The 11851-nt window shown below is 55.6% G+C and carries 13 protein-coding genes and 1 pseudogene; 3 read left to right on the forward strand and 11 right to left on the reverse strand.

Annotation, left to right across the window (positions count from 1 at the left end):
- Positions 1-14 precede the first annotated feature (14 nt).
- A complete protein-coding gene (pstB, locus tag L3068_RS23235; protein WP_010426574.1) occupies positions 15-788 on the forward strand; it encodes a phosphate ABC transporter ATP-binding protein PstB in 774 nt (257 codons plus the stop codon).
- A 13-nt stretch (positions 789-801) separates the two neighbouring features.
- The gene (gene phoU / locus L3068_RS23240; RefSeq protein WP_008500182.1) at positions 802-1527 is read left to right on the forward strand and encodes a phosphate signaling complex protein PhoU; all 726 of its coding nucleotides are present in this window, start codon (positions 802-804) and stop codon (positions 1525-1527) included.
- Between the two features lie 44 nt (positions 1528-1571).
- On the opposite strand, the gene yieH is transcribed toward phoU, so the two are convergent.
- Positions 1572-2237, reverse strand: a complete 666-nt coding sequence (yieH, locus tag L3068_RS23245) for a 6-phosphogluconate phosphatase (RefSeq protein ID WP_023331663.1) — start codon at positions 2235-2237, stop codon at positions 1572-1574.
- A 165-nt stretch (positions 2238-2402) separates the two neighbouring features.
- On the opposite strand from yieH, the gene adeP reads away from it, so the two are divergent.
- On the forward strand, positions 2403-3740 hold the full coding sequence (gene adeP / locus L3068_RS23250; protein ID WP_137675653.1) for an adenine permease AdeP: 1338 nt from the start codon (positions 2403-2405) through the stop codon (positions 3738-3740).
- A 91-nt stretch (positions 3741-3831) separates the two neighbouring features.
- On the opposite strand, the gene L3068_RS23255 is transcribed toward adeP, so the two are convergent.
- The 10 genes and pseudogenes from L3068_RS23255 to L3068_RS25485 form a co-directional block, all read right to left on the reverse strand.
- Positions 3832-4398 carry an NADPH-dependent FMN reductase gene (locus tag L3068_RS23255; RefSeq protein WP_117582118.1) on the reverse strand — a complete coding sequence of 189 codons (567 nt, stop codon included), beginning with the start codon at positions 4396-4398 and terminating at the stop codon, positions 3832-3834.
- A gap of 36 nt (positions 4399-4434) precedes the next feature.
- The gene (locus L3068_RS23260; RefSeq protein ID WP_014881897.1) at positions 4435-5181 is read right to left on the reverse strand and encodes a 4'-phosphopantetheinyl transferase family protein; all 747 of its coding nucleotides are present in this window, start codon (positions 5179-5181) and stop codon (positions 4435-4437) included.
- 122 nt (positions 5182-5303) lie between these two features.
- Positions 5304-6275, reverse strand: coding sequence for an HTH-type transcriptional regulator YidZ (yidZ, locus tag L3068_RS23265; RefSeq protein ID WP_032635227.1), 972 nt, complete (start codon positions 6273-6275; stop codon positions 5304-5306).
- Complete coding sequence (locus L3068_RS23270) at positions 6244-7419, reverse strand: MFS transporter (RefSeq protein WP_032635228.1); 1176 nt, start codon at positions 7417-7419, stop codon at positions 6244-6246. The genes yidZ and L3068_RS23270 overlap by 32 nt, the downstream gene beginning before the upstream one ends.
- Before the next feature lie 111 nt (positions 7420-7530).
- Positions 7531-8895 (reverse strand): tRNA uridine-5-carboxymethylaminomethyl(34) synthesis GTPase MnmE, encoded by a 1365-nt coding sequence (gene mnmE, locus L3068_RS23275; protein ID WP_117582116.1) that lies wholly within the window; start codon positions 8893-8895, stop codon positions 7531-7533.
- A gap of 72 nt (positions 8896-8967) precedes the next feature.
- Entirely contained in the window at positions 8968-10611 is a 1644-nt protein-coding gene (gene yidC, locus L3068_RS23280) for a membrane protein insertase YidC (protein WP_014881901.1), read from the reverse strand.
- 2 nt (positions 10612-10613) lie between these two features.
- Positions 10614-10871, reverse strand: coding sequence for a membrane protein insertion efficiency factor YidD (yidD, locus tag L3068_RS23285; protein ID WP_001307474.1), 258 nt, complete (start codon positions 10869-10871; stop codon positions 10614-10616).
- On the reverse strand, positions 10835-11194 hold the full coding sequence (rnpA, locus tag L3068_RS23290) for a ribonuclease P protein component (RefSeq protein WP_014072458.1): 360 nt from the start codon (positions 11192-11194) through the stop codon (positions 10835-10837). The genes yidD and rnpA overlap by 37 nt, the downstream gene beginning before the upstream one ends.
- A gap of 16 nt (positions 11195-11210) precedes the next feature.
- Positions 11211-11351, reverse strand: a complete 141-nt coding sequence (rpmH, locus tag L3068_RS23295; protein ID WP_000831330.1) for a 50S ribosomal protein L34 — start codon at positions 11349-11351, stop codon at positions 11211-11213.
- A 228-nt stretch (positions 11352-11579) separates the two neighbouring features.
- A pseudogene (locus tag L3068_RS25485) lies at positions 11580-11630 on the reverse strand (hypothetical protein); the annotation flags it as partial.
- Positions 11631-11851: the final 221 nt, after the last annotated feature.

Raw genomic sequence — 11851 nt, forward strand, 5'->3', positions numbered from 1 at the left:
GAGGAAAAGAGTCAATGAGTATGGTTGATACTGCCCCGGGTAAGATTCAGGTTCGTGATTTGAACTTCTACTACGGCAAATTCCATGCCCTGAAGAACATCAACCTGGATATCGCGAAGAACCAGGTCACGGCATTTATCGGTCCGTCTGGCTGTGGTAAATCCACGCTGCTGCGTACCTTTAACAAAATGTATTCGCTCTATCCGGAGCAGCGTGCTGAAGGTGAAATCATCCTGGACGGTGAAAACATTCTGACCCAGGCGCAGGATATCGCCCTGCTGCGCGCCAAAGTGGGGATGGTGTTCCAGAAACCGACGCCGTTCCCGATGTCCATTTATGACAACATCGCCTTTGGCGTTCGTCTGTTTGAAAAGCTTTCCCGTGCCGATATGGACGAGCGCGTGCAGTGGGCGTTGACCAAGGCCGCATTATGGAACGAAACCAAAGATAAACTTCACCAGAGCGGGTACTCTCTGTCCGGTGGTCAGCAGCAGCGTCTGTGCATTGCGCGCGGTATTGCTATTCGCCCGGAAGTGTTGCTGCTTGATGAGCCGTGTTCAGCGCTGGACCCGATCTCAACTGGCCGTATTGAAGAGCTGATCACCGAGCTGAAGCAGGATTACACCGTGGTTATCGTGACCCACAACATGCAGCAGGCTGCGCGTTGCTCCGATCACACCGCGTTTATGTACCTGGGCGAGCTGATCGAGTTCAGCGATACGGACGCGCTGTTCACCAGACCTGCGAAGAAACAAACCGAAGATTACATTACTGGCCGCTACGGTTGATTTGGAGTGAATCATGGACAACCTCAATCTTAACAAACACATTTCCGGCCAGTTCAACGCAGAGCTGGAGAGTATTCGCACGCAGGTGATGACCATGGGTGGCATGGTTGAACAGCAGCTTTCCGATGCGATTACGGCGATGCACAACCAGGACAGCGAGCTGGCGAAGCGCGTCATTGAAGGCGACAAGAACGTCAACATGATGGAAGTCGCCATCGACGAAGCGTGCGTGCGCATTATCGCGAAACGTCAGCCGACGGCGAGCGATCTGCGTCTGGTGATGGCCATCATCAAAACCATCGCCGAGCTGGAGCGTATTGGTGACGTGGCCGACAAAATCTGCCGCACCGCGCTGGAGAAATTCTCTCAGCAGCACCAGCCGCTGCTGGTGAGCCTGGAGTCACTGGGTCGGCACACCGTGCAGATGCTGCACGACGTGCTGGATGCTTTTGCGCGTATGGATCTGGACGAAGCGGTGCGTATCTACCGGGAAGACAAGAAGGTCGACCAGGAGTATGAAGGCATCGTGCGTCAGCTGATGACCTACATGATGGAAGACTCCCGTACCATCCCAAGCGTGCTGACCGCCCTGTTCTGCGCGCGCTCCATCGAGCGTATCGGCGACCGCTGCCAGAACATTTGCGAATACATTTTCTACTTCGTGAAGGGTCAGGACTTCCGTCACGTCGGCGGCGACGAGCTGGACAAGTTGCTGGCGGGTAAAGACCCGAAAGAGTGATTTTTGTGGCGGGTGGCGCTAGCGCTTACCCGCCCTGCCTTAGCTTAACGCGTAATATCCCACCCGCGCGCTTTCCACAGCTCCGGCAACTGCGCCAGATCGGTAAAGGTCGTCACGTTTGGATGAACGATCGGCTTGTTGTGCGGATCGGCACAGAAGTAAAACACCTCCATCCCTGCATCAATGCCGGACTGCGCACCCGCAGACGAGTCATCCACCAGAATGCAGTTCTCGACGTTGACGTTCATCGCTTTCGCCGCATGGAACATCAGCGCCGGGTCGGGCTTCCAGCGCTGGATATCGTAGCCGCTGAACAGTTTTTCCGGGAAATGGTGCAACATTTCAAGCTTGCCGAGCGAGTGCTGCATTTTGCTGACCGGACCGTTAGAGACCACGCAGATCGGCACCGTCATCGCATCCAGCAACGCGTTTGCGCCTGATATGACTTCCAGCTCTGAGTCGAACAGGCGTGCAACCTCGGCGCGATACACCGGCTCCAAATCCGCTTTTGCCAGAAAGACACCGTGTTCTTCGTTAATGATGTCGATAATCTCGTAGAGCTTCACGCCCTTAAAGCGCTTAAACACCTCTTCGAGCTCCAGCGTAATGCCAAATTCCTGGAACATGGTGACATACGCGCGGGAACAAATGACCTCACTGTCGACCAGCGTACCGTCGCAGTCAAAAAATACCGCTTCAATTCCGGACATGCCTTTCTCTTTTAACAAGTTTAACGTTTTCGTACGGCAGTTCGCCGGGACGCAATCGTTGCCGTATAAGCAAAATCAATGAAAAAAGTATCACGTAACTGCCACTATTGTCGCATTTTGGTATAGGATAGCGACGAATTTTCCCTCCTTGTTCGGAAATTGATGATGAGTCAACAACACACTACCCAGACATCTGGTCAGGGTCTGCTTGAGCGCGTGTTTAAACTGCGCGAGCACGGCACAACGGCACGCACCGAAGTGATCGCCGGTTTCACCACCTTCCTGACGATGGTCTACATCGTTTTTGTGAACCCTCAAATTCTGGGCGTTGCTGGCATGGATACCAGCGCCGTCTTTGTGACTACCTGTCTGATTGCGGCGCTTGGCAGCATCCTGATGGGCGTGTTCGCTAACCTGCCGGTTGCGCTGGCTCCCGCTATGGGTCTGAATGCCTTCTTCGCGTTCGTGGTGGTTCAGGCGATGGGGCTGCCGTGGCAGGTAGGCATGGGCGCAATTTTCTGGGGCGCTATTGGTCTGCTGCTGCTGACCATTTTCCGCGTACGTTACTGGATGATCGCGAACATTCCGGTGAGCCTGCGCGTGGGTATTACCAGCGGTATTGGTCTGTTCATCGGTATGATGGGGCTGAAAAACGCCGGTGTGATCGTCGCGAACCCGGAAACGCTGGTGAGCATTGGTCATCTGACCTCGCATAACGTGCTGCTGGGCGTGCTGGGCTTCTTCATCATTGCGATCCTGGCCTCCCGCAATATTCATGCGGCGGTGCTGGTGTCCATCGTGGTCACGACCTTACTGGGCTGGATGCTGGGTGACGTTCACTATAACGGTATCGTCTCTGCGCCACCGAGCGTTTCAACCGTGATTGGTCACGTTGACCTGGCGGGTTCCCTGAACCTGGGCCTGGCGGGTGTGATTTTCTCCTTCATGCTGGTCAACCTGTTTGACTCATCCGGTACGCTGATTGGCGTGACGGATAAAGCAGGTCTGGCGGATGAGAAAGGGAAATTCCCACGCATGAAGCAGGCGCTGTTTGTGGATAGCATCTCTTCCGTCGCGGGCTCTTTCATCGGCACCTCGTCTGTTACCGCTTACATTGAATCCTCTTCCGGCGTGTCCGTGGGCGGTCGTACCGGCCTGACGGCAGTGGTGGTGGGTATTTTGTTCCTGCTGGTGATCTTCCTCTCTCCGCTGGCGGGTATGGTTCCTCCGTATGCGGCAGCTGGCGCGCTGATTTACGTGGGGGTGCTGATGACCTCCAGCCTGTCACGCGTGAAGTGGGATGATTTAACCGAAGCGGTGCCGGCGTTTATTACCGCCGTGATGATGCCATTCAGCTTCTCGATCACCGAAGGTATCGCGCTGGGCTTTATCTCGTACTGCGTGATGAAGATCGGTACCGGCCGCTTCCGCGATCTCAGCCCGTGCGTGATTGTTGTTGCGCTGCTGTTTGTGCTGAAGATTGTGTTTATCGATGCGCACTAAGGTGCGGTTTGTGGTGTCAGGTGGCGCTTCGCTTACCTGACCTACTGAAGAGTGTAGGCCCGGTAAGCGCTAGCGCCACCGGGCTTTTTTATCAGGCTTTGACTCGCTTAATATAATCCCCAAACGCCGTCAGCTGACCAGACAGATGGTCACGCGTGCTCTGGTCCACCACGTCACCCGTCTGCGGGTCGACCTTGTTCTGAATCACGCCACCCATAAACTCCGGCTTGTTCATCACCATCGCATCCAGGAATACCAGGATCTGGCGCAGGTGGTACTGGCAGCGTGCGCCACCAATGGCACCCATAGAACTGGTCTGGATGAGTACCGGTTTACCCGCCAGCGGCTGCTCAGGTAAACGGGACAGCCAGTCGATGGCATTCTTCAGGCCACCCGGAACCGAGTAGTTATACTCCGGGGTGACAATGACCACGCCGTCGGCCTGGCGGATCTGATCTGCCAGCGCCTCAACGCTCTGCGGGAACCCTTCTTCCTGCTGGACATCTGCATCATACAGCGGGATGTCACCAATAGACGGCAGGGCGCTAATCTCCATACCTGCCGGTGCCAGCTTTGGCAGCGTGCGGGCAACCATCCCGTTAAATGAACCTTTGCGCAGGCTTCCCAGTAACGTAACAACTTTCAACGTATCAGACATGATTACTCCTGTTTCATCATGATGACCCTGAATGGATCAGCTAAGGATGTATGCTTTTTCTGCCGGTAAACTGGTTAATCGCATCAGACGTGCGGCGGGTTCGTTGGCCCGCTCGGGCACATCCGGAAGAGTACGCCATCCCTCTTTACTGTCAAATGCCCAAACCTTTAGCCGTTCGATGGCGGGGCTGACGGCAACGGACCATATCAACACATCTTCTGCATCGCTGAGCGCTTCTACAAGCGTTGCCTGAGCGGCACGCAGGCGTCCGGAGCCTGGCAACAGCTGCAACTGACGGGCGTCATCTGAGGCACAACCGCAGAGCTTGCGGATGCTCTGGCGCAGGGTGATGAGCTGAGCTCTGGCCTCGACGGGATCGGTTTGGTTGCGCACCCAGAGTTTTTCATTACTTGAGAGCGGGTAGTCATCGTGCGGGCTTGCACCGTGGAATCCTCGCGTTGCACGCTGAAGCTCCATATCCAGCCCGCAATCCCCCTCGGTGGTTAGCGCTACACCAATGATATTCCCCGTGTAGGCAATAGAAAAACGGGGGAGATCCGGGTCGGCAAAGACCGGGCGGCCTTCGGGTTGGGTGATGATCTCAGGCAGTTCGCTGGTGCCATACAGCATGAACATCAGTTCTGCGAGCAGCGCTCTGGACGCTAAAAAACGCGTTCTGCGGTGTTCGGGGAGTTTGAGCGCCTCACTGTGACAGGCGGAGGAGATTCTGGCCGATACGAGACGTCCTTCTGTGAGTATCCCTCTTGCAAAGTGCGTTGCCATTTTTCGCTCCTTGATAATGGTCGTATTCGGTTAAACGGTTACATGATTATCGCTCAACTTGCCTCCTGTTTTAATCAGTAAATGGGCGTAAGAGAAGCCTTAGGACCGAACTTTACATTTTCTTAGGCAAAAATCGGACTGTTGGCACCGTATAAGGCCTTGATGGTCTCCCGTAGCCAGAGGATTTTCGGATTATGGCTGTTCCGTTTATGCCAGATCAGCGTGAAGGGAACGGTCAGCTTTTCAGCCTGCGCTTCGTCAATGGGAATGGGAAGCGCGATCAGTTTCCGCTGGTGGAGGTGATTATAGTGATGGCAGTAGTGCGGAGCGGTGGCGATATAGTTATGACCGGGCTGAGCCGCCATAAACATCGCCTGTTCGAAGCCCGGCAGGCTCATGGCGATGGTGCGCTCACGTCCCATCTCCTTGAGAACTTCATCAAGCGCCCAGGTGTCGCTGCGTTCCCAGAAGATGCTGATATGGGGGTAGCGCAGGAAGGTCTCCAGATCCCACTCTTCCTGAAGTGCCGGATGGTCCTCGCGCAGATAGACGCACGGACGGTCGCTAAACAGGATTTCGTAGTCGATAAACCACGGCATCAGTTTCAGCAGTTCCCGCGAGCGCGGGTGCGTTTCGCGGCCGGTGAAGCCCACATCCACTTCCCCGCGCGTAATGGCGTCCAGCGAATCGTAATCCCAGTGACGCATCTTCACCGTTGCCTGCGGATAGCGCTGGTTCACCTGTTCCAGCAGGTCATTAAAGCGGATCAGCATCAACGGCGTTTCTGCAGCCAGCATGAACGTTAGCCCGCCCGGCGAATCATGATGGAATTTGTCGAGGATCTGGTTGCCGATTTGCATCCAGTCCGCCAGGTCCTGCTCCAGGCTGACCGTTAGCGGCGTGGGCAGTAGCCCTAACGGCGTTTTGACAAACAGCGGGTCGTCGAACCAGTCGCGCAGCTTGCCCAGTGATTTACTTACCGCTGACGGCGTGACGTTCATCCGCTTTGCGGCTTTGGTGACGCTGCGCTCCTGCAGCAAAAGCTGCAGACAAAGCAAAAGGTTAAGATCGAGATTGCTGATGGGCTTCTTCATAGTTTGCCGCAGGCTGGATAACCAAAAGTAAAGTGATGCAGACCATGCTACAGCCAATCAGAATCCCGATCAGCATATTGAGCGCGTTAAGTCCGATGACCGCCGCCAGCCAAATCCACAGCGATGAACCGCAGACCTGCGCGATCCCCAGCACCGAGCTTGCCACGCCTGCCCGCAGCGAGAATGGGCCGAGCGCCTGACTCATCGCGACGCCAAAACCAACCGAGAATCCGGCGCAAATGAGGGTAATGCCCACCAGCATCACCGCGTGTGAGCTTGCCGTCGCCAGGATCAGACCTGCAGCGAGGAACAGCACCTGCGAGGTCAGCATCAGCATGCGCTGGCTGAAAATATTGAGTGCAAAAGGAGTGGAGAAGGAGACGGCCATACTGACCATGGCGGTTAAGGCCATCACCGTTGAATATTCTCCGCGATCGAAGCCCATGGTCTCCATCAGCAATACAGGTGAAACGTTTACATAGGTCAGGATCACCGCCACGCTGAGCGTAGTGACGGCCAGGCGACTGAGGAAAAAGCGGTTGATGAGTTTCTCGGCCGGGTGAATGCTTGCGGTATGACCGCTATTCTGCGAACCTGGGTGGGTCTCTTTCAGCACGGCAATCGACAGGACAAACACCAGCGCACCCATGGCTGCCATGGTCCAGAACAGGCTTTGCCACGGGAGTTTCAGCATGATCAGATAGCCTACGACGGGAGCCAGCACCGGGATGATGCAGGTTATGCCGTTCAGCATGGAGAGCACCTTCGCGCGACGCTGGGCGCTTAAGGTATCGCGCAGGATCGCAAAGGCCACCACATAGCAGCCACCCGCTCCAATGCCCTGAATAAAACGTCCTGTCAGGAACAGGGTGCTTTCCTGGGCGACGGAACACAGTATCGATGCCAGGGCGAACACAATCGCACCGGTAATCGCGACAGGCTGACGACCTGCCTTATCCGCAATTTTTCCGGCAAACACCATCGACGACGCCATCCCCGCGAGGTAGGCCGAAAACGCAATATGCAGCTGCGCTTCGCTGGCACCCAGATCGCGGGCGATGTGCGGTAATCCCACCAGATACATATCAATGCCAGACGGATAAAGCAGAACGAGCGCAAAACTACAAAACAGAAAACGAGCCATAAACCCCCCATGGATGCAGGCAAGCAGAATAGGGGGAGAAGAGGGATTAAGCGAGTTGCCATTTGGACAATGGTGATTTCCTGGGAGGAAATCACCATTGATTAGCGGATGTTATTTGCCAATACAGAAGCTCGAGAAAATCCTTCCCAGCAGATCGTCCGAGGTAAACTCCCCGGTGATCTCACTCAGATTCTGCTGCGCCAGACGCAGCTCTTCCGCCAGCAGTTCACCCGCCCAGGCGCCGATCAGCTGTGCTTTGCCCTGGTCGAGATGACGGGCCGCCTCTTCCAGCGCCTGCAGGTGACGACGACGGGCCAGGAAACCGCCTTCCATGCTGGTGTCAAAGCCCATGCTCTGCTTGAGATGGTTACGCAGGTCGTCCACGCCCTCACCGGTGCGCGCCGACAGGCGAATGAGCGAGTGACCATTCACATCGCTGATACCCGGCGTTTCACCGGTCACGTCTGCTTTGTTGCGCACTACGGTGATCGGCAGCTTAGCCGGCAGGCGGGCGATAAAATCTGGCCAGATCTCAGCCGGGTCAACGGCGTCGGTGGTGGTGCCGTCCACCATAAACAGCACGCGGTCAGCCTGCTCGATCTCCTGCCAGGCGCGTTCAATACCGATACGCTCAACTTCATCGCTGGCATCGCGCAGACCGGCGGTATCGATAATGTGCAGCGGCATCCCGTCGATGTGGATATGCTCGCGCAGCACGTCGCGGGTGGTACCGGCAATGTCGGTCACAATAGCCGCTTCACGGCCCGCCAGGGCGTTCAACAGGCTCGATTTCCCGGCGTTCGGGCGCCCGGCAATGACCACCTTCATCCCTTCGCGCAGCAGGCTGCCCTGACGCGCCTCGGCGCGCACCGCGTCGAGGTCGCTCATCACCTGGTTGAGCTGGGCTTCGATTTTTCCGTCAGAGAGGAAGTCGATCTCCTCGTCAGGGAAGTCGATAGCTGCTTCCACGTAGATCCGAAGGTGAGTAAGTGCTTCCACCAGGTGATTCACGCGGGCAGAAAATGCCCCCTGAAGCGAGTTCAGGGCGGAGCGAGCCGCCTGTTCAGAACTGGCGTCGATCAGGTCGGCAATCGCCTCGGCCTGGGCCAGGTCAAGCTTATCGTTCAGAAAAGCACGCTCGGAGAACTCGCCCGGCTTCGCAATACGCAGGCCTGGCAGGATCAGAATACGTTTTAACAGCAGGTCGAGGATCACCGGGCCGCCGTGGCCCTGCAGCTCCAGCACGTCTTCGCCGGTAAAGGAGTTCGGGCCGGGGAACCACAGCGCAATGCCCTGGTCCAGCGGCGTACCGTCGCTGTCTTTAAATGGCAGGTAATCCGCGTAGCGCGGTTTTGGCAGTTTACCCAGCACCGCTTCAGCCACCTCGCGCGCCTTCAGGCCGGAGATGCGCAGAATACCTACACCACCGCGTCCCGGTGGGGTTGCCTGGGCGACGATAGTGTCGTTATGGCTCATGGTTGCTCTCGTTCAATACAAATAAAAAAGGCGGTCAATCGACCGCCCTTATTTTAGCGTTAACTTATCGGATCAGGACTTTTTCTTTTCGCGGCTATGCAGGCCACGTTTTTCCAGACCACGGTAAATCAGCTGCTGCTGGATGATGGTCACCAGGTTGCTGACGATATAGTACAGCACCAGACCTGACGGGAACCACAGGAAGAACACGGTGAAGATGACCGGCATAAAGGTCATGATCTTCTGCTGCATCGGGTCGGTCACGGTGGTCGGCGACATCTTCTGGATGAAGAACATCGTCACGCCCATCAGGATCGGCAGGATGTAGTACGGGTCCTGTGCAGACAGGTCATGGATCCACAGGGCGAACGGCGCATGGCGCAGCTCAACGGAACCCATCAGCATGTAGTACAGCGCAAGGAAGATTGGCATCTGAATCAGCAGCGGGAAGCAACCACCCAGCGGGTTCACTTTCTCTGCTTTATACAGGGCCATCATTTCCTGGCTCTGACGCTGTTTGTCATCGCCCAGACGCTCACGCATTGCCTGAATCTTCGGCTGCAGCATACGCATCTTCGCCATGGAGGTGTACTGCGCTTTGGTCAGCGGGTACATGATGCCACGAACGATAAAGGTGATAACGATGATGGAGAAGCCCCAGTTACCCAGGAAGCTGTGGATGAACTTCAGCAGCTTAAACAGCGGCTGAGAGATGAACCACAACCAACCATAATCGACGGTCAGATCCAGGTGCGGCGCAACAGCAGCCATTTTGTCCTGGATTTCCGGGCCGACCCACAGGGTGCTTGCCAGCTTACCGGTTTGACCCGGCTGAACCAGAACTGGCTGAGATTTGTAGCCGATGGCTGCAATACCGTTGCCCAGGTTCGCGGTGTAGAAGTTATTGGTACCGTCGTTATTTGGCACCCATGCAGTCGCGAAATACTGCTGCAGCATTGCCACCCAACCGCCTTTAGCACTGACGTTCAGGTTTTCGTTATCGGCAATGGTGTCGAACTTGTATTTCTCATACTTCGCGTCAGGCGTGGAGTATGCCGCGCCACGGAAGGTGTGCAGCGCGAAGTTGCTGCTTCCGGTGTCACGGTGAGACGGCAGATTGATGGACTGCTTCAGCTGACCGAAGGTAGACAGTTCCAGCGGTTTCGCACCTGTGTTCTGTACGCTGTAGCCCACGTTTACCGCATATTCACCGCGTTTCAGGGTGAAGGTTTTGGTGAACGTGTTGCCTGCCGCGTCGGTATAGGTCATCGGGATAACGAGTTCGTTCTGGCCATCAGCCAGCGCAAAGGTGTCGCTCTCGACGTTATACAGTGGACGCGCACCGTTAGCCGGGTTATCCGGGCCATCACGACCGGTCAGGCCGCTCTGCGCCTGATAGATAAACTCTGGCGTGGTTTCCAGTAACTGGAACGGTTCGGTAGACTTCAGCTCTTTCGGGTAGGTCAACAGCAGCGCCTGCTCAACATCACCACCACGGGTGTTGATAGTCAGCTCAAGCACATCGGTCTTAACCGTAATCTGTTTCCCCTGGCCACTGGCCGGTACGCCCTGGTCGGCGGCGCTACCCGCTGCGGTGGTCGTAGTCTGCGTGGTCTGCTGCTGGGGTTGAGGATTTTTATCCTGCTCCCATGCCTGCCAGATCATGAAAGACACGAACAACAAAGCGATGATAAGAAGATTGCGTTGCGAATCCATCGTTAGTGTTCTCTGGTATCAAAAGGTCCTGGGGGGACGGGGTCGTCTCCACCGGGGTGTAAAGGGTGGCATTTTAATACGCGTTTCACCGTCAACCAACTGCCTTTTATCACTCCAAACCTGCGCAATGCCTCAATTCCGTAGCTTGAGCATGTTGGTGTGAAACGGCAGTGCGGCCCGAGTAGCGGACTAATCAGGCGTTGATAGACCCGAATGAGGGCTATCAGGACCCGTGAGCCAGGCGACAGTGGCGGCGCCATAATTTTTCCAACGCTTCCGAGAGAGCACGGTTATCGAGGTCGGCAACCCCCTTTTTAGCCACCACCACGAAATCCATAGAAGGCAGTTCGTGCTGACGTAAACGGAAGCTTTCACGCGTCAGACGTTTAATCCGATTGCGTTCATGCGCGCGCTTAACGTTTTTCTTGGCGACTGTGAGACCGATGCGGGGATGCCCCAGCGAATTTTGGCGGCCGAGGATGGTGATTTGCGGCGTGCCAGCCCGTTGTGGCTGCTGGAAGACGAAAGTGAAATGAGTGGGAGTTAACAAACGTAACTCCCTGGGAAATGCGAGCTTAACCACTCAGGGGTTAGCTTTATTACTTGGAAACGGTCAGACGAGCGCGGCCTTTAGCACGACGACGTGCCAGAACCTGACGACCATTTTTAGTAGCCATACGAGCACGGAAGCCGTGAGAACGGTTGCGCTTCAGTACAGACGGTTGAAAAGTGCGTTTCATGGCGATTTCTACCTAAACTTGAATAAATTCACTGACTTTTGCGTATACCCGAACGAGTTTCGAACGACTAACGCCTCAGCGTGGGTGATTAAAGAGGCCGGATTGTAATAATTGTACACTCCGGAGTCAATTCTCTTTCCTTATTTCCCGCGTATTTCCGCACGATTTCGCGTGGAAAATGAGCAACGGACGACGCAGGAAGATGAGCATCACGCGCCGGGTCGAGGATTATACGGGCTCGGCAACAAAGCGCAAGGATCGTCCCGGATCTTCGTTAGATCATTTAAGCAATAAATTGTCGTTGCTCATTAAATTTTCCAATATGCGGGCTAAATCGCGAGGCACTCGCGCCAGGATCGTTTACACTTACCCGGTTTCGGATCTTCCTGTGGATAAATCGGGAAGAATCTGTGAGAAACAGAAGATCTCTGGCTCAGTTTAGGCTATGATCCGCGGTCCCGATCGGGATCCCAGGATCCTGGTCAGGATTAAATTGCAGA

The sequence above is a fragment of the Enterobacter cloacae complex sp. ECL414 genome (assembly GCF_021869685.1).
Classification (GTDB): Bacteria; Pseudomonadota; Gammaproteobacteria; order Enterobacterales; family Enterobacteriaceae; genus Enterobacter; species Enterobacter kobei.